Origin of the sequence: Anaerocolumna xylanovorans DSM 12503 (assembly GCF_900143645.1) — a bacterium.
Taxonomy (GTDB): domain Bacteria; phylum Bacillota; class Clostridia; order Lachnospirales; family Lachnospiraceae; genus Anaerocolumna; species Anaerocolumna xylanovorans.
On the sequence record NZ_FRFD01000004.1, the window covers coordinates 485,572 to 503,283 of the forward strand.

The 17,712-nt window shown below is 40.1% G+C and carries 14 protein-coding genes and 1 rRNA gene; 7 read left to right on the forward strand and 8 right to left on the reverse strand.

Translation table 11 applies throughout. The annotated features are described in order from the left end of the window. Window positions 1-356: 356 nt before the first annotated feature. Both BUF11_RS08305 and BUF11_RS08310 read right to left on the reverse strand, forming a co-directional pair. Window positions 357-1,229 carry a DUF4097 family beta strand repeat-containing protein gene (locus BUF11_RS08305; protein WP_073588357.1) on the reverse strand — a complete coding sequence of 291 codons (873 nt, stop codon included), beginning with the start codon at window positions 1,227-1,229 and terminating at the stop codon, window positions 357-359. Then, a complete protein-coding gene (locus BUF11_RS08310; protein ID WP_073588358.1) occupies window positions 1,226-1,906 on the reverse strand; it encodes a LiaF transmembrane domain-containing protein in 681 nt (226 codons plus the stop codon). Before BUF11_RS08310 ends, BUF11_RS08305 begins: the two co-directional genes overlap by 4 nt. Window positions 1,907-2,094: 188 nt before the next feature. On the opposite strand from BUF11_RS08310, the gene BUF11_RS08315 reads away from it, so the two are divergent. Together BUF11_RS08315 and BUF11_RS08320 are read left to right on the forward strand one after the other, a co-directional pair. Continuing rightward, window positions 2,095-3,018 carry a diacylglycerol/lipid kinase family protein gene (locus BUF11_RS08315; protein ID WP_073588359.1) on the forward strand — a complete coding sequence of 308 codons (924 nt, stop codon included), beginning with the start codon at window positions 2,095-2,097 and terminating at the stop codon, window positions 3,016-3,018. 51 nt (window positions 3,019-3,069) lie between these two features. Then, window positions 3,070-3,945, forward strand: a complete 876-nt coding sequence (locus tag BUF11_RS08320) for a VanZ family protein (RefSeq protein WP_073588360.1) — start codon at window positions 3,070-3,072, stop codon at window positions 3,943-3,945. Here BUF11_RS08320 and BUF11_RS08325 read toward each other — a convergent pair. Both BUF11_RS08325 and BUF11_RS08330 read right to left on the reverse strand, forming a co-directional pair. Further along, window positions 3,920-6,295: an ATP-dependent DNA helicase gene (locus BUF11_RS08325; RefSeq protein ID WP_073588361.1), complete on the reverse strand. Its 2,376-nt coding sequence runs from the start codon at window positions 6,293-6,295 to the stop codon at window positions 3,920-3,922. The two genes, BUF11_RS08320 and BUF11_RS08325, sit on opposite strands and share 26 nt — an antisense overlap. Before the next feature lie 142 nt (window positions 6,296-6,437). Then, a complete protein-coding gene (locus BUF11_RS08330; protein WP_073588362.1) occupies window positions 6,438-7,067 on the reverse strand; it encodes a hypothetical protein in 630 nt (209 codons plus the stop codon). Window positions 7,068-7,367: 300 nt separating this feature from the next. Here BUF11_RS08330 and BUF11_RS08335 point away from each other — a divergent pair, with 300 nt between their 5' ends. Beyond that, on the forward strand, window positions 7,368-7,736 hold the full coding sequence (locus BUF11_RS08335; protein ID WP_073588363.1) for a DUF1292 domain-containing protein: 369 nt from the start codon (window positions 7,368-7,370) through the stop codon (window positions 7,734-7,736). A gap of 113 nt (window positions 7,737-7,849) precedes the next feature. On the opposite strand, the gene BUF11_RS08340 is transcribed toward BUF11_RS08335, so the two are convergent. Beyond that, entirely contained in the window at window positions 7,850-9,850 is a 2,001-nt protein-coding gene (locus tag BUF11_RS08340) for an ATP-dependent helicase (protein WP_073588364.1), read from the reverse strand. A 4-nt stretch (window positions 9,851-9,854) separates the two neighbouring features. Then, the gene (gene gltX / locus BUF11_RS08345; RefSeq protein WP_073588405.1) at window positions 9,855-11,318 is read right to left on the reverse strand and encodes a glutamate--tRNA ligase; all 1,464 of its coding nucleotides are present in this window, start codon (window positions 11,316-11,318) and stop codon (window positions 9,855-9,857) included. Between the two features lie 505 nt (window positions 11,319-11,823). On the opposite strand from gltX, the gene mgrA reads away from it, so the two are divergent. Continuing rightward, window positions 11,824-12,816, forward strand: coding sequence for an L-glyceraldehyde 3-phosphate reductase (gene mgrA / locus BUF11_RS08350; protein WP_073588406.1), 993 nt, complete (start codon window positions 11,824-11,826; stop codon window positions 12,814-12,816). Between the two features lie 83 nt (window positions 12,817-12,899). Here the strand turns inward: mgrA and BUF11_RS08355 are convergent, their stop codons facing one another. After that, complete coding sequence (locus BUF11_RS08355) at window positions 12,900-13,316, reverse strand: zinc-ribbon domain-containing protein (RefSeq protein ID WP_073588365.1); 417 nt, start codon at window positions 13,314-13,316, stop codon at window positions 12,900-12,902. 267 nt (window positions 13,317-13,583) lie between these two features. Here BUF11_RS08355 and BUF11_RS08360 point away from each other — a divergent pair, with 267 nt between their 5' ends. From BUF11_RS08360 to BUF11_RS08370, 3 genes are all read left to right on the forward strand, one after another. Continuing rightward, entirely contained in the window at window positions 13,584-14,534 is a 951-nt protein-coding gene (locus tag BUF11_RS08360; RefSeq protein WP_073588366.1) for an AAA family ATPase, read from the forward strand. An 80-nt stretch (window positions 14,535-14,614) separates the two neighbouring features. Next, window positions 14,615-15,730 carry a DUF58 domain-containing protein gene (locus BUF11_RS08365; RefSeq protein WP_073588367.1) on the forward strand — a complete coding sequence of 372 codons (1,116 nt, stop codon included), beginning with the start codon at window positions 14,615-14,617 and terminating at the stop codon, window positions 15,728-15,730. Window positions 15,731-15,978: 248 nt separating this feature from the next. Continuing rightward, window positions 15,979-17,244, forward strand: coding sequence for a hypothetical protein (locus BUF11_RS08370; RefSeq protein ID WP_175562015.1), 1,266 nt, complete (start codon window positions 15,979-15,981; stop codon window positions 17,242-17,244). A gap of 170 nt (window positions 17,245-17,414) precedes the next feature. Here the strand turns inward: BUF11_RS08370 and BUF11_RS08375 are convergent. Continuing rightward, window positions 17,415-17,712 (reverse strand): 23S ribosomal RNA (locus BUF11_RS08375); the annotation flags it as partial.

A 17,712-nucleotide genomic window follows, 5' to 3' on the forward strand; every position in this document is an offset into this window, starting at 1 on the left:
TTTCTAATTCCGCCGCTCATAGCGGCACAAAATCTGCTGAAAGAAGCCTCTATGCAGTTTCTTTCACTCTTACTATCTTATTTTATTGGAATCTCATTCTTCCCGTGCTATCTCGTATTTTATAACATCTTTGCTTATGAAACTAATGGATAGTATACCATATTTTATCAACAATGTCATGCATAACCTAATTTTAGAACGGGCAAAGATTAAGAATCTGCCTTTTCCTATATTTATTTCCATATGTACCCTTCCATATACGGAATGAAACAATAAATGCATGAAAAACCGCTGATAATCCGGTTTCTCATGCATTTTTCTTTTTGTGTTTTATTAATTTCTGCAACAACTTACAATCAGTTGTTTTTGAAATCAATGTGTATACTTCCTACCCCACCGTCAATATCGATGGAGTTTTCTGCTGTTTTATTGTTCCACGACATCTTTCCGTATTTATTGCCATCTACATAAACACTTCCTACACCCGGGTCCACTTTAATGTTATAATCATCCGCTGAACCCTTCAGAATCAGCCTGATATCTCCCACTCCTGCATCTACGGTATTTTTTCCGTTAAGCGTTCCCTGGATATGGATATTTCCAACTCCTGCATTGATATCAGAATCATCTGCCGTTACCTCATCCAGTGTTATTTCACCTACGCCGCCATCGACGTTAAGAGTACTGGTCTTTATGTTGTTTCCATTAATATTTCCTACACCGGCATTGATATCAAGCTTTTCACAAATTAAATCCTCTAACTTTATATTTCCGGCACCGGCATCAATTACAACGTTTCTTCCTTCAAAGCCTTCGGGCAGGTACACGGTAATACGCGGCTTTCTGTGTACATTTATTCCCCAGCTGAATATATTCCAGAAATCGCTCTTGGTACTAATCTTTAATTCATCACCGGAAACAACCGTTGCACGGAAATCCTTTGTAACATCGGATGCCTCTACTCTTACTTTATCGCTGCTCCCCTTCTCAATCGTAAGTTCACCGACTCCATTCATGATGTGAAGATTCACAATTCCCTCAAATTCCTTATCAAAATCCACACTATCACTTCCTGCCGTACTTTCCGTTTTATTCTTTTTATCCGATACCGCGGAAATAGCTCCTGTTAAAGCCAATACTCCTCCGACTATACCTGTAATAATCGCAACCGTTAAAAAGATAGCAAAGGCCATTGCTGCATATTTTATAATTCTTTGGAATTCACTCATTTAATATCAATCCCCCCAAACATACAGGTAGAGTTAACGTAAATAGTGGGCAGCGATTCATTATAGGTTCTGCCGGCCTTATTACTTACCCCGCCAAAGATAGGTATATTGGATACCTTGACATTTACATTGCCAGGCACTGTAATGTCAATACCGCCAAAAGCAACTGTCGCGTTAATAACAATATCTTCTTCAATAATTGCTTCTCTTAAATCCAGCTCTACTCCTCCAAAGATGGCATTCATATTTGTACCCATGAATTTCTCACCGTGTACATGATATTCATTTCCGGCAAAGATTGCTGAATGCTGGTTCATGCCCCCCTGGAACTTCACATTTTTAAATTGGTCTCTCTTTAAATGAAAGGAATTGCGGAATATAATGCTAATTCCGATTAAAACAAAAATTACGGGAACAATAAGCTTGCCTATCACATCAAAATCTACGATATCCTGCTGCCCTAAAAATAGCATACCGCCAATGGCAAGCCAGATGATATTTCCTGTCTTCGGACCGTTCTGGATAATGCTCACTACACTTAGTATAACAATAATTAAAGCCCACCAGCCGGAAAAGAAAATGTTAAAGTCCCACAATCCCATTGCTTCTCCTCCGAACCCTACTCCCAGTATAATAAAAATAATCCCCCATATTAGATTAGATGGTGTTAATTTCATGAATAATTACCTCCTTAGCTTTATGCTTTTATCATACCGAAATTCCATTGTTTACTCAAGTTACATTTGTCATATGTTTTACATGGCATCTGTAATATGTTCAGTGTTGACTTTGCCTGTAATATCCGATAAAATTTACATAGATTTAACGTTACATGCGCAAAGTATGCGCAGGAATAGGGGAATGCATGTATTACTTTATTATAAATCCACACTCCTGTACCGGAAAAGGGCTTAAAATCTGGCATAAGGTCCAAAAGGAGCTGGATAGGAGGTCTGTTGAGTACAAGAGCTATCTGACTACTCATGCAGGTCATGGAAGCGAACTTGCAAAGCATATTTTTTATGAAAATGAAGGTATTTTAAAGCTTATTATTGTAGGCGGTGACGGAACTGTTAATGAGGTAGTAAATGGTATCCCTGAAGTTGAACGGATTCACATAGGTTATATACCGGCAGGTTCCAGCAATGACTTGGGAAGAAGCCTTAGACTGTCAAAAGATCCGATTGAAAACCTGAACCGGATATTAAACAGTACACATATTCATTTGATGGATGTGGGTCTTGCTGCCAGCCCTGATAAGAAGCTGTATAACCGCTTTTTAGTAAGCAGCGGACTTGGCTATGATGCCTCCGTATGCAAAGAAGCTTTACGCACTCCCTTAAAAACTTTTTTAAACCACATAAAACTGGGCAAGCTAACCTACATACTGATTGCTTTAAAGCAGCTTTTTGCAAGACCTTTTATGGAGGGTATGATTTCTGCGGACGGCAGTACTTTTAAGAGTTACCGAAAGCTTCTCTTAGTTACCTCCATGATACAAAAATATGAAGGAGGCGGTATGAAAATGGCTCCGGGCGCAGACCCTAATGACGGAAAGCTCTCCATCTGCTTTGTGCACGGTCTTTCAAAGCTTCGGGTTTTGGCAATACTTCCTTTTCTTTTGATTGGAAAGCATACCGGCTTTCAAGGAGTAGAAACTTTTGATTGCCAGGAACTGACGGTAAAGCTTGTGGCTCCCCAGGTAATTCATTTGGACGGCGAATGTCCCGGAGATTTTTCTGTGGTCACATTCACCTGCCTCCAAAATAAAGTGCAATTATTACAGTGAATTTAAAATAAATACAAATATACATACAAATGAAGAAAGAAGGTGCCTGTTATGCAAAAAAGTACATCCTATACCACAACAGCTGTTATCCTGTTTAGTATTTTGACCATTGTTCTTGAGTTTACAGCATATTATTTCCTGAAGGTTTCTCTATTAGCCTTTATCATTACTGCCTTGCTGGCACTGCTCTTCTGTCATACGGTACTGGTGCTTGGTCTGCACTTTGAAGCCTGCTTTAGCTACCAGCTCCTGCACCTTCTGATGTGGGGTATTATTCTCTTTCTTCTTTATGTAGGAAATGATTCGGATATTATCACTTATTCCGCAAGACTCTTTTTATTTCCTGTGATTCACTGGATATGCTGTATTATATACTGCACCCTAAGAAATTTATGGGATGAAGGCAGCCGTTATACCAATTTTAAGAAGTATTTCCGCAACAGTTCCATTTTATTTTTACTGCTTTACACCGTTTTTCTTGTTCTTTGGCTGTTCCTTCATAATACCGACTATAGCTACAACAAGGAGCTTTCCTCTCTTAATCTTGTACCCTTTTTCACCCTGGCTGGCTTTATAACAGACTTTATGGATAAAAATAGAACCCTGTCCCAGATATTTTTCTATCTGGCAGACAGGGTACTGGTATATCTTCCCTATGGATTTTTTATTATTCTGCTTATGAAAAGAAGTTCCCGCTTAGTCCGTTTTCTGTTACTCCTTTTATTCCCCCTTGTAATAGAAGGCTTACAGGCCTTGCTTAGCTTTGGCAGATGTGATATTGAAGATATCCTCTATGGCTTGCTTGGCGGATTTATAGGTGCTCTGCTCTATCACCTTCTTAACCGCACTTTCCGAAATGTTAAGGGAATGGACTTTCTGGAAACTTCACGCCGTTTTTACTCTAACAGAAGTTCCCTTCACTTTTAGATAGCCAGAATTGTTCAATCAGACCTTTAAGTTCCTCTTTGTTTACCACCTGATAAGGGAACCATTCCATAGGAAACAGCTCCTGATAGCGGTTATCCAAAAACCTTTCCTCCAAAAGGAGAATCGCCCCCTTATCCTCGGTGGTCCTTATTACCCTTCCGGCAGACTGCAGTACCTTATTCATCCCCTGGTACAAATAGGCATATTCAAAGCCGCTATTTTTAGTCTCCTGGTAATATTTCCGGAACAGTTCCTTCTCTCCGCTTACCATAGGAAGCCCTGCTCCCACTATAACAGCTCCGATTAAGCGGTCATATTTCAAATCAATTCCTTCACTGAAAATCCCTCCCATAACGCAAAAAGCAATTCTTGTGCTGTCCGGATTTAGAGTAAAGTCATTTAAAAAGCCTTCTTTTTCTTCCTCTGTCATAGAACTTCCCTGTACAATTACATTTGTAAGAATTCCTCTTGAAAGCTCCTCTACCTGATTCAGCATCTGATAAGAAGGGAAAAACACCATATAGTTCCCCTGTCTGCTTTCTGTGAACACCTTAATATATTCGATAATTTTTCTGTATTCTTTTTCACTTCTTTTTGCATACCTGGTACTTACATCCCTCCCAACGGCAATAAAGCGGTTTTCCTTCTCAAAAGGAGAGGGAGCATAGACGGCATAATCCTCTTCCCTTCCGCCAAGCTGTTCCTTGTAATACCTTATAGGCAGCAGTGTCGCTGAAAAGAATACCGCGCTTCTTACCTTATCCAGCCGGCTTTTTAAGTTATCCGAAGGGTCCATGCATAAAAGCTTTAGGAAGAATTCCCCCTGTTCGGTATAATCCGTATAAGTGATATATTTATCGTTATAAACATCATAAATTCCAAGGAAATGCCGGATATTCATATAGGTTAGCAGAACCTCTTCTTTCCCGTCAAAATCCTTATGCTCTGTAAGAAAATCCTCATATTTGCTCATAAGGTGCAGAAGGTGGAGTACGAAATCCGATATATTCTCCTGCTCTTTTGTCTCATCACATTCCCTTTTTAGCTTTAGCAGGTCACTGTTTACGGTATCCAGGGCTTTCTCAAATGTCTTATCCTTTCCCTTTACCAGTCTTTTCACCTGCAAAAATTCTTCTTTTACGAGTACCGCACTGTACATCTCTCTGGCGCGGTCCACCAGGTTATGAGCCTCATCTATTAAAATCACATAGTCGTTCTTCTTCTCATTCTGAAAAAAGCGTTTCAGATAAACATTAGGGTCAAATACATAGTTATAATCGCAGATTATCATATCAGCCCAGGTGGCAGTATCCAGACACATTTCAAAAGGACATACCTTGTGTTTATCAGCAAATATAAGTATTTTCTCCCTGGAGATATCATCCTCTGATATCAGCAAATCAAAGACAGCTTCATTTACCCTGTCATAATGTCCCTTTGCCCTTTCGCAGCTATCCGGGTTACAGTCGGCCTTTTCAAGTATACAGATTTTATCCTTCGCCGTTATGGTAACTGACTTAAGCAATAAACCCTTCCCGGTAAGAAGCTGCTTTGTTTCTTCCGCTACCGTCCTTGTGATGGTCTTGGCTGTCAGGTAGAACAGCTTTTGTACTAATCCCTCTCCCATAGCCTTAATTGCAGGAAAAACCGTAGATATGGTCTTTCCCACTCCGGTCGGTGCTTCAATAAACAACCTTTTATTCCGAAGAATCGTAAGATACACATCCGATACCAGCTTCTTCTGCCCTTCCCTGTAGGAAAAAGGGAATTCCATCCCTTTTATGCTTTCATTTCGCTTCCGGCTCCACTTTATCTGCCAGAGTGCCCATTTGGCATATTCAGATGTAAGGTCTTCAAACCACCGGCTTAAATCCGAAAAAACAAACGTTTCTTCAAAATACTTTTTCTCCTCTGTGTCGAGATTACAATAAGTCATCTGTATTCCGATTCTCTCAAGTTCATTCTGCAATGCATAAATATAGGCATAACACATAGCCTGTGCCCTGTGCACCGGCACCGGCTCTAAAAGGTATTCAAGATCCATGTACATTCCCTTGATTTCATCAATGGTAACCGTCGTTTCTTCCTTTATAATTCCATCCGCCCTGCCTTCTACCACTAAGAGGAATTCAATCTCTTCCTTGCATATGGGGAGAGTGATGCTAAGGGGCACCTCTGCGGTATAACTGCTGCCCATCTGTTTTTGAATTTTTCTGTGAATCCTGCTGCCCTCCTGCATAGCCTCTGCTTCTCTTCTTCCGCCCGTCCTGTTGTCAAGGTCACCGGAGCGGAATATGAATTCTACCAGATTTCTTACCGATATTTTAATTATTTCTGCCGTATCTCCCATTGATTCCTCTTTTCACAGGCTTCCTGCCATCTTTATCCTAAAAGAAAAAGCATCTTTATTGTTTTCCGCCAAAGATGCTTTTCCTTTTTGCTTTCCTTTTGTTTATTTCCTTTGTGGCAAAAGCATTTAAAAAGACCTCTTTCTAAAAATAATCGGTGTAATCATCTTCATCGTCATCTCCATACAGTCCTTTTGCATAGCCTTTTGTCCAATCTATGTTGCCGGTTCTCTTCTTTTTCATAGGAGGTTTATTCTGCTTTGCTTTTTCTTTCTCCAGTTCCTGATTCCTACGCTCCAGTGCCTTTTTTTCCTTTTCCAGCCGTTTGATAGTTTCAAGCTTATCTGACTGCGGCTCTTTCTCCTTGCCTGGGGCACTCTTTGATTTTACTTCACTACGCTGGCCGCCGGCAGAATACTTATTTTTCCGGTTACCGTCCTCATAATCATCATCCTTATGGAACCCATATCCGCCGCCATAACCAAAAGGCTTTCCATTGCCATTTGGCCTTGTACCTCTGTTATCCCTGTTGCCGCCACTTACAGAGTTCGTATTCTTATTATTTCTCACACCATTTAACTTAACATCTCTTTGTTCTTTATTACTCCATGCAGTCTGATTCATGGTCCTGTTCTTATTACTCCCTGCTACATAAGGTCTGCCGGTACCTGTTTTATCTGATTTGCCGCCTGTGTCTGTCCTATTCTGATTATACCTGTTTAAGCCGCGGTTATCTGTTGGTCTGCTGCTATCCTTCGCATTAATTGTAGACACCCATGTTCTCCTCTCCCTATAGCCATAAGTCCTGCAACTGCCTATAATAAGCCGATTTGAGGGCTTTACCATTCCAGTCAAATCTATTGTCTATTTTATTCAAATTTTATCTATTGTCAATATGTTTTATGAAAAATATCTCTGTATTTTGACCAAGTTTGCCTTGCATTTTAACAGGTTATCTGGTAAAGTCAAATTGTACTATAAAGGGCGTTTATGATAGGCTTTTTTTTTCGTGAATCCCTGTATAAATATTTATGCCTTAAAGAACAACAGGCATACTGAAAGAGAGGTATTTAAATGAGCGAACACGTACACGGCCATGATTGCGGCTGCGGACATGATCATGAACATGAGCATGAGCATATGAATGTAACCTTAACACTGGATGACGGCAGTGAGTTAGAATGTGAAGTTCTTTGCATATTCCCTGTAGGAGAGAAGGATTATATCGCGCTCGTACCCGCTGACAGCGAGGAAGACGAAGAAGGCGAAATCTTCTTATATCAGTTCATAGAGCATGACAATGATGAAATCGAACTGCTTAACATTGAAAATGACGAAGAATTCGAAGCTGTTTCCGATGCATTTGATGAATTAATGGACAGCGAAGAGTTCGACGAAATGTTCGATGATGAAGATGAGGACGAAGGCGAAGACGAAGAATAAAATCTCTTCCCATAAATAAGGTAGATCATAAAAGCTCCCTGGTTTTCACTTATTGTGTGAAAACCAGAGGGCTTCTTTTAATTTTAAGTGAAATTCGCTCTTTAATCTTCACTCTATTGGCATATAGTTAACAGTCTGTTCTGGATGCAATAGTCCAGATTCATAGTCTTGTATACGGATTTCTCCTCAAAATAGATGGTAACCTTGCCGTCCTGGTTTGTTTTAATCAGTCCTCTTCCATAAGTTTTATGTTCTACAAGAGTCCCCGGAGAGAGGGTATCCCGGTCTAAGAGCATCTCACCTACAAATCTTGATAAAGGAAGTTCTTTGTTGTATCTTTCCTTGGAAGAATATATATGCAGGTATTCTTTTGCCCTGGTTACGGCAACATAAAAAAGTCTTCTCTCCTCTTCCATGTCTGCATCCAGAACTGCCTTTCGGTAAGGGGTAATTCCTTCATTGGCATCAATGATAAATACCACCTGGTATTCTAATCCCTTAGAACTGTGCATAGTGGCTAAGGTCACTCTGTCTCCTCCCCTTTCCCTGGATTCCTTTGCCTTTCTCTTTAATTCCTCTTTGTATTCCTCCATATGTAAAAACCATGCGGCAAAAGTCTCATAATTCCTGGCACTTTCCGATAGTTCATCCAGAACCTCTATCAGTTCTTCTATTTTTAAGTTCCGGATTCTTGCATACTCTTCCATAAAACCTTCGTAGCCAACACCCCTTCTTATGTAAGTAACCGCTCCGTAAGGATTCATATTTTTAATAAGGTTTAGGTCATACTCTAACTTATCAATGCGGTCAAGCATCCAGTCCTTATCACCGTAGAATTTTCTTAACGTAAGAAAATCAATATAGGGGTCCTTCATGGCTTCCCTGTTAATATAGCGGTTGGGCCTGTTAGCAACCTGCAAAAAGAATCTTCTCTCCCTCTCTCCTGCCGCAAGCCTGATATAGGCGATAATATCCTGGGCAATCCAATGTTCATACAGGTTCGGGATTCGATCCTTCATCTGAAAGGGAATATTGTACTCCATCATCTTTTCCACCAGTGCCCTTGGCTGGATATTGGTACGGAATAAGACAGCAACCTGGGAAAAATCCATCCCCCCTCTGTTGTATTTTAATATCTCACCAACCACGGAAAGATTCTGATCCTTCATGCTTTCAAAGGAACGGATGGCAACCTCTCCGCTTATCCTTACGGCAGATTTTATCTCTTTCTCATAACGTCTGGTATTATTCTTAATCAATGCCGAGGCGCATTGCATAATCTTCCCCGCACAACGGTAGTTGTTGGTAAGCTCAATCCTTTGGCTGTCCGGGTAATCCTCTGTAAAATGCAGCATTATTTCAGGCTTTGCTCCTCTGAACCGGTATATGGCCTGGTCGTCATCCCCCACAATAAACAGATTATTCAGTGGTTTCGCTAAAAGCCTTATAACATCATATTGAATTTTATTGATGTCCTGGAATTCATCGATTAAGATATACTTGAATTTGTTCTGCCACAGGGATAGAATGTCCGGCCTTTCTCTTAAAAGCTCTAAGCACAATACCAGCATGTCATCGAAGTCTATGAGATGGGATTCCGCAAGCTTATTTTCATAAGCACGGTATATTTTCTTAAAGTTATCATCCGCGCAGTTAACGGAATAATAGTGCTCCAAATCCAGTCTTTCCCCTTTTACAAGGCTGATTTCCGAAAGAACCTCCTCCGAGAATTCCTTTTCATCCTCTACCTCTAAGGAAAGCTTATATATAATTTCCTTCATAAAGGTATAGCGTTTTTCTTCCCTGATAATATTAGAAGCATTAAAGCCATAGGCAAATTTTAATATGGTAAAGAATACCGAATGAAAGGTTCCAAAGGAAACTCCCGGGTGTTTCTGCCCGGTGAGTTTATAAAATCTTTCCTTCATCTCCTCCGCCGCTGCCTTCGTAAAGGTAATAACCAGTATATTAGAAGGGTTAACACCATGTTCTTCAATCAGGTGCTGCACCCTTCTGGTAATTACCAGCGTCTTACCGGAACCGGGCCCGGCAAGTACCATCATGGGCCCGGTGTTATGTCTGATTGCCGCAAGCTGCGGCTGATTTATTTCCATAGGCTTATCCCTGCCTTAATTTCTCAATGCCAACCTGTATTCTTCTAAGGCTCTCCGCCTTTCCAATAATATTCATAATCTCATAGGCTCCTCCCGGAGTGGACTGCTTTCCGGATACCGCCGTACGAAGAGGCCAGAGTCCCATACCGTTCTTAATGCCTTTGTCTGCAATATAGCCCATCACGGTCTTTTCAATGCCCTCCACAGAGTAATCCTCAAGAGCTTCTAAGAGCGGAAGCTGTTCCGTTAACACCTGTAAAGAGATTTCGGAATCGGTCTTCATCTTCTTATGAGTGTACATAGCGATGTCATATTCCGGCAGTTCCTCAAAGAAATCAATTATATCCTTTGCATCCAATAAGGTTTCAATACGGCTCTTTACAAGATCTGCAATCTTCTTTAAGTCATAATCCTTATGAACAACTTCCTTGACATAGGGAAGCACCAGCTCATAATACTTGTCATTATCCATCTTTTTGATGTATTCACCGTTCATCCATCTTAATTTTGCCATATCAAATACAGCCGGGGATTTATTGATATGGGTATAATCAAACTCCTTAATCAATTCTTCCAGTGTAAAGAGCTCTTCATTTGTACCGGAACTCCAGCCAAGAAGGGCAATAAAATTCACGATTGCTTCTGTTACAAAGCCCTGCTCCAGTAAATCTTCAAAGGAAGAATGACCGCTTCTTTTAGAAAGCTTCTTATGCTCCTCATTGGTGATAAGCGGGCAGTGTACATAAACAGGCTCCTCCCATCCAAAGGCATGGTAAAGCCTTGTATATTTAGGAGTAGAGGACAGATATTCGTTTCCTCTTACTACATGTGTAATATCCATCAAATGGTCGTCTACTACGTTAGCAAAGTTATAAGTAGGATAGCCGTCGGACTTAATAAGAATCATATCATCAAGCTCCGCATTTTCTACCGTTATCTCCCCATAAATAGCATCCGTAAAGGTGGTTGTACCCTCTAATGGGATGTTCTGGCGGATAACATAGGGAATTCCCGCTGCCAGGTTAGCCTCGATTTCCTCCTTACTAAGGTGAAGGCAATGCTTATCATATTTAATAATTTCTTTCTCTTCTTCCTCGGAAACCACACTCTTTAAGGTAGCAAGGCGCTCCTTGGTGCAAAAGCAATAATAAGCTTCCCCTTTCTCAATAAGCTCCTTGGCATATTTTGAATAAATTCCACTTGTCTGGCGCTCACTTTGAACATAAGGCCCATATCCTCCGTCCTTATCCGGTCCCTCGTCATGAACCAGCCCTGTTTTCTTTAAGGTGTTATATATGATCTCCGTAGCACCTTCTACAAACCGTTCCTGATCCGTATCTTCAATACGCAGAAGAAAATCCCCTCCTTCGTGCTTTGCTATCAGATACTCATAGAGAGCAGTTCTTAAATTTCCTACATGCATTCTTCCTGTAGGGCTGGGTGCAAATCTGGTTCTTACTTTTTTCATATTAATATCCATGCCTTTCCTGTACCTGCAAACTTTGGGCCGCAGGCACAAAGTTGTGTGTGAAATGTTTTTTATTTCACACTAACCTTTTTCCTGAATATCCAATTTTTGATTGGATATTTGATAATTGGTAGTTGAAAAAAAGTTTTTGTTTCTTCAACCTGATTCCTTTACCTTTCCTTTTGTAAATTATGGATACATCTGCTTTTGCATCCAATGAAAGGTTACATCGTACTGTTAAATATAAAACATGATACTTTTTCTGTCAATATGAATCCCGACAAAAATCCTCTTAAATGCATCATTTCGGTTCTCCATGAACATAATAAATTACAGGCAAAGTATAATATAATACCTTGTTTTCACTGCCTGTACACTATATCATTAAAAAATAGGAGGAGTTTATCCCCTTTGCACAAAATAAATGTATCATATAGATGCAGACATTAAGAAACAATACAAACTCCCTCTAAATAATTATAATGAATTGAGGTGTTCTAAGAATATGTATCAAGCCAATGAGAAACGTTATGAAACCATGATATACAACCGCTGCGGAAACAGCGGCTTAAAGCTTTCTGCCCTTTCCCTCGGGTTATGGCACAATTTTGGTTCCGTAAATATTTACGATAATATGGTAAGTCTGGTCACCACCGCGTTTGACCACGGAATTACCCACTTTGACCTGGCAAATAACTATGGTCCGGTTCCCGGTTCTGCAGAAGAAAACTTCGGAAAGATTCTAAAGAACGAATTAAAGCCGTACCGTGATGAGATTATCATCTCCTCCAAGGCAGGTTATTATATGTGGCCAGGCCCTTACGGCGAATGGGGCAGCAAAAAGTACCTCGTATCCAGCCTTGACCAAAGCTTAAAGCGTCTTGGTGTAGATTACGTAGATGTATTCTACCACCATAGACCAGATCCCGATACTCCCTTAGAGGAAACCATGGGGGCTCTTGACCAGATTGTCCGCTCCGGTAAAGCGCTGTATGCAGGAATCTCCAACTACAGCGGAGAGCAGGCAGAAAAAGCAATTAAGATATTAAAGGAGCTCGGAACTCCCCTTCTGATCCATCAGCCAAACTACAATATGTTTAACCGTTGGGTAGAAAATGAGCTCACACCCGTACTGGACAAATACGGTGTCGGAAGTATTGCCTTTTGTCCCCTTGCCCAGGGACTTTTGACAAATAAATATCTGGGAGGTATTCCAAAGGATTCCAGAGCAGCCGATCCAAACAGTCCTTTCCTTCGTCCGGATTCCGTCACGGAGGAAGCCGTAAGAAAGGTCCAAAAATTAGATATACTGGCAAAAGAACGCGGACAGAGTATGGCTCAAATGGCTTTGGCATGGGTATTAAGAAATGGTAAAATCACCTCTGCTTTAATTGGAGCAAGCAAGGCATCACAGATTACAGAAAACGTAGAAACACTTAAGAATCTTTCCTTTACAGAAGATGAATTACGTACGATTGATGAGATTCTAGAAGGTTAACTATTATAACAACAGGGCTGGTTTCCATATAGTTTCATGGCAGCGATTCATTGCTATAAACTTAGGGTCTCACAGCCCTGTGTCTAATAGTTTCCATAAAACTGACGAATATAGCTGTTAAGATCAATTCCACGGGCTCCAAGCTGCTGTATTACAAAATCAAGATAAATAGCCCCGAGAAAAATAAATAGAAACACAATAACTAATGCTGCTCTTGCCCAATCCCGTTTACTTTTTGCAATCTTTTCTGAAAATGACCAGTATATCAGCATTGTAATATATATGGCAGCACCGATAAAGGGGATAAAGAACAGCAGCATACTGCCAAGCCAATTACCAAAGGTCACCGGCTTTTCTCCTTCTTTCACTTCCGTCTCATCATGATGTACGTTCAGTGCCTGAATATTCTGGAAGCCTTGCTCTCTTAAAGAGTCTCCGCAGTAATCGCAAAAATTAGCATTTGCGTTTTCTATCGTTCTCCCGCAGGATTTACATATCATAACATTTACCTTCCTCTCAAGATTAACTGCCCTTTTCCGGCAGCCGGATAAAAAACACTCTTCTTTGACACACCGGCTCCAAATTTAACAAAAATATTCCTTCCTGCAATTATAGCATAGCATAATTGAAAACAAAAGAACAATCTTGAATATTGAATTTCATTTCCATTATGCTACAATCAATAATAGGGTGTATCAAAAATAAATGCCGCTTTATGCCGGTAATCAATAATGCTTGTTAAAAAACTATATAAAAGGAGTAAAAAAATGCGGGATTTACAACAGACGGTAAATGCAATAAAAGAAAATATTGAAAAAGTACTTGTAGGAAAATCAGACATTATAGACCTTGTGGTGACGGCGCTCTTAGCAAACGGCCATATACTTCTTGAGGATGTTCCCGGTACAGGAAAGACAATGCTTGCAAAGTCCCTGGCAAAATCTTTAAAGGCTGACTTTAAACGTATTCAATTTACACCGGATCTCCTTCCTTCTGACATCACAGGGATTAACTACTATAATCAGAAAGAGGGAGATTTTATCTTCCGGGAAGGCCCGGTGCTTACAAACATTCTATTAGCGGATGAAATCAACAGGGCAACACCCAGAACCCAGTCAAGCCTTTTGGAATGTATGGAGGAAAGGCAGCTTACAATTGATGGAAAGACCTATATATTAAAGAAGCCCTTCCTTGTAATTGCTACCCAGAATCCTATTGAAACAGCCGGCACTTTTCCTTTGCCGGAAGCTCAGCTGGACAGATTCTTAATGCAGCTGTCTATGGGATCCCCCACCTTAGAAGACGAGGTATTTTTATTAAACCGTTTTATCAAAGCTTCCCCTCTTGAAAATCTTATGCCTGTCTGTACCGGGGAAGAGCTCTTAAAAATGCAGGAGGATATTAAAGATATCTATGTTCATCCCTCCTTAATGGAATATATGGTATCAATTGTGCAAAAAACAAGAAACCATAATGACATCGCGCTGGGCGTAAGTCCCAGAGGAAGTCTTTCCTTCTTAAGGACTGCACAAGCCTACAGCGCTATAAAAGGCTTTCAATATGTGATTCCGGAACATATCCGTTATATTGCTCCTTTCGTTCTTTCTCACCGCCTGATGCTAAAGACCTCTTTCCAAAGAATTGACGCTTCCAGAGATATTCTTTCAAGTATTTTAGAGGATATCCCCGTACCTACCGAAAACTTTTCAGGGAAGTAGTTTGAAAAATGTGATACATTTTTCAACTACGTATTCAGGAATATCAAATCAACGGTTCGATATTCACGAAAGGAGTTGTCATGAGTCTGCTTGCCGCTGTTTTAGGCGCTTTTCTTCTATACCTGTTTCAAAAATACCTTTACCAAAAATGGTGGGCTAAAAACTTGTCCATAGAGTTAACCTTCAATAAGGATACAGCTGTAGAAGGAAATTCTCTTACACTTGTAGAAACGGTGACAAATCGTAAATTACTGCCGCTTCCCTTATTGAAGGTTAAATTTAGAACTTCCAAATATCTTGAATTTCCAGGGATGGAAAATGCAACCGTTACGGATAATTATTACCGCAGCGATGTTATATCCCTTATGATGTATCAAAAGTTTACCAGACAGCTTCCCTTTCAATGCAAACACAGGGGATATTTCACTGTCGACAGAACAGACATTATCTGTTCTAACCTCTTTCTTTCATCAGAAATGGTTATGGACTATCCCCAACACCTGACTCTTTATGTATATCCTAAAACCGTTGCTGCACTGCCCTTTGAACAGGTATTTAAAACAATGCTTGGTACTGTCCTTACAAAGCGTTTCACAAATGAAGACCCTTTTGAGTTCAGAAGTATAAGAGAATACCAGCCCTATGATGCCCTAAAATCTGTTAACTGGAAAGCCTCCTCAAAAACAGGTGAACTGAAAGTAAACGCCTATAACTATACCTCCTCTTTTCAGGTAAAACTTTTATTAAATCTTGAACGGGAAACCGCATTAAGACAGGAAGACCTAGAGGAAGAGAGCATACGCCTGGCAAGCACTTTATCCGAGAAATTCCTGGCACAGGGTATTCCGGTATCACTTCTGACCAATTGTAAGAACATCTCCGGAGAGGTCAATGAGGTCATACAGGCTGGTTCCGGTATCCATCATCTGGATTCCATTAACAAATCATTAAGCCTGCTTGATACTTCAAATTCAGCCCTGCCCTTTGTCTCCTGTCTTGGAGATGAATGTATGACAGTAAAAAATGAATACATTATTTTTCTTTCTACCTATCAGAAAGAGGATTTTCAAAAGCTTTTATGTGATATGACGTCAAGAAAAATAGATTTCTTCTGGATTCTTCCTATCAACAAGGATGTTATTGTAACCGTCAAAGAGGAATTAAAATCAAAGACTATTATCTGGATGACAGCTTAGACACGTTAAAATGCGCAAAAGCGGCGCAGAAATAAGGTGAAGATTGAAAGAAAAATATAAGCATGGAAAGAATGCCGCGATGGGATTACAATACTGCAGACTAGTCTGCGGGCAGGCCTGCGGTATGCAATGGGTACAAGAGTGAAAGAAAATTTAGAAAAAGAAAGGTTGCCACAATATGATTTTTTCACTCCTTTTTATTTGCGGCAGTATCGCAGGCTTGCCTGCAATATACAATGGGTATAAATATGAATAATAGAATCTATCGGGTAACAATCGACATTATTAATTTAATTCTCGGTTTCCTCACAATATATGCAATGATGTTTACCATACTGCTGATAACCAAAAGCAATGCTGCGCCCTTCCTTCTTTTTCTGTTTTCTCTCTCAGGTGCACTGCTTTCTTATTATATTAAACGCTATGCAAAGCATATTTGGGCCTTTTTACTTTTTCATTTTCTTCTTATCCTTATACTAATCTTTCTTGTTCCTTCAACTATAGGGAAACTTCTATGCGCATTCTTTATGCTTGCTGTTACTATTTACAGCCTGGTAAAAAGACTAAGGGAAGAAGAAATGGCAAGAAAAAATGTAACTCCATCCTTATTGCTGGTTTTTGCCCTTTTGTATGTGATAAACTACCAGCTGCGATTCCCGGAGCTAACTCACCTTCTCTTTGGGCTGACAGTCACATTTATACTGCTTTTTTTCATTAACAGTTACCTTATAAACTTTGAGCATTATTTCAGCCTGCAGCAGGAAACCAGTAATGTTCCCCTAAAACAAATAAAAACAGTTAACCATACCATAATTATTTTCTTTTTAGGCTTGTCTTTTGCCAACATGTTTTTCTTTACCAAATTGCCTTTAAAGGAATTATTGCTCTCTATCCAAAAAGGGTTGCTAAAGCTTATTAGAATGGTGCTGTCACTCCTTCCGGAAGCTTCTTCCAAGATAGAGGAAACACAGGAGAACGCTCCGAAAAAAGTTCCCATTCCCAAACATATTAAGGTTCCCGAAAATACTCCTTCTCCCCTTTGGGAATTTATTCAGAATCTCATAACTACCCTTTTAATTGCAGCAGTAATCATAGGTACCATTGCACTTATCTCCTATGCTATATATAAGCTTTACCAGGCATTTTATAAGGAAAAACGAAGCCTCTTTAAAGATAATACCGAATTTATTTCCCCCTTCGATAGAAGAGAAAAAGCAATAAAGAATAAGTCTATTGTCAATAAAAACAGCTTTTTTCGTTTCTGGAATCAGACGAATAGCGATAAAATCCGAAGAGCATTCTACAAGGCGGTTCTTTCCAAAAAGGGAAAGCCTCCTAAGGTGTCAGCCACTCCTTGGGAATTATCCAGATATATTCTTTCAGATAATTCTTCTGCAGATATAGAAGCGGATAAAAAGACAGAAGCTTTAGCCTACTATTACGAAAAAGCCAGATATAATAAAGCAGATTGTACCAAGGAAGACATAGAAAATTTCAAGAAGCTTCTCTATTAAGGCCTGCGGCATTTCTGAATAAGCAAATGTAATGGCAAATCCAATTCAAAATAATTGTCATAATAAAAGGCTTTAACTACCTTATTTCGGTAATTAAAGCCTTTTATATTTCTATCTTTAGTCCTGCTTGTACTTTCAAAACTACACATTTCCTTGATTTCATCTAATTCTAGGTCAAGCCCTCGACCTATTAGTATTAGTCAGCTGCATGCATTGCTGCACTTCCACCTCTAACCTATCCACCTGATCGTCTTTCAGGGGTCTTACTAGCTTATGCTATGGGATATCTCATCTTGAGGGGGGCTTCACGCTTAGATGCCTTCAGCGTTTATCCCTTCCCGACTTGGCTACCCGGCCATGCACTTGGCAGTGCAACCGGTACACCAGAGGTCAGTCCAACCCGGTCCTCTCGTACTAAGGTCAGCTCCTCTCAAATATCCTACGCCCGCGCCGGATAGGGACCGAACT

Excerpts from the sequence above, each read along its gene's own strand:
- BUF11_RS08305 (WP_073588357.1), bottom strand. The coding sequence starts at position 1,229 with ATGAGTGAATTCCAAAGAATTATAAAATATGCAGCAATGGCCTTTGCT.
- BUF11_RS08310 (WP_073588358.1), bottom strand. The coding sequence starts at position 1,906 with ATGAAATTAACACCATCTAATCTAATATGGGGGATTATTTTTATTATA.
- BUF11_RS08315 (WP_073588359.1), top strand. The coding sequence starts at position 2,095 with ATGTATTACTTTATTATAAATCCACACTCCTGTACCGGAAAAGGGCTT.
- BUF11_RS08320 (WP_073588360.1), top strand. The coding sequence starts at position 3,070 with ATGCAAAAAAGTACATCCTATACCACAACAGCTGTTATCCTGTTTAGT.
- BUF11_RS08325 (WP_073588361.1), bottom strand. The coding sequence starts at position 6,295 with ATGGGAGATACGGCAGAAATAATTAAAATATCGGTAAGAAATCTGGTA.
- BUF11_RS08335 (WP_073588363.1), top strand. The coding sequence starts at position 7,368 with ATGAGCGAACACGTACACGGCCATGATTGCGGCTGCGGACATGATCAT.
- BUF11_RS08340 (WP_073588364.1), bottom strand. The coding sequence starts at position 9,850 with ATGGAAATAAATCAGCCGCAGCTTGCGGCAATCAGACATAACACCGGG.
- gltX (WP_073588405.1), bottom strand. The coding sequence starts at position 11,318 with ATGAAAAAAGTAAGAACCAGATTTGCACCCAGCCCTACAGGAAGAATG.
- mgrA (WP_073588406.1), top strand. The coding sequence starts at position 11,824 with ATGTATCAAGCCAATGAGAAACGTTATGAAACCATGATATACAACCGC.
- BUF11_RS08355 (WP_073588365.1), bottom strand. The coding sequence starts at position 13,316 with ATGATATGTAAATCCTGCGGGAGAACGATAGAAAACGCAAATGCTAAT.
- BUF11_RS08360 (WP_073588366.1), top strand. The coding sequence starts at position 13,584 with ATGCGGGATTTACAACAGACGGTAAATGCAATAAAAGAAAATATTGAA.
- BUF11_RS08365 (WP_073588367.1), top strand. The coding sequence starts at position 14,615 with ATGAGTCTGCTTGCCGCTGTTTTAGGCGCTTTTCTTCTATACCTGTTT.
- BUF11_RS08370 (WP_175562015.1), top strand. The coding sequence starts at position 15,979 with ATGAATAATAGAATCTATCGGGTAACAATCGACATTATTAATTTAATT.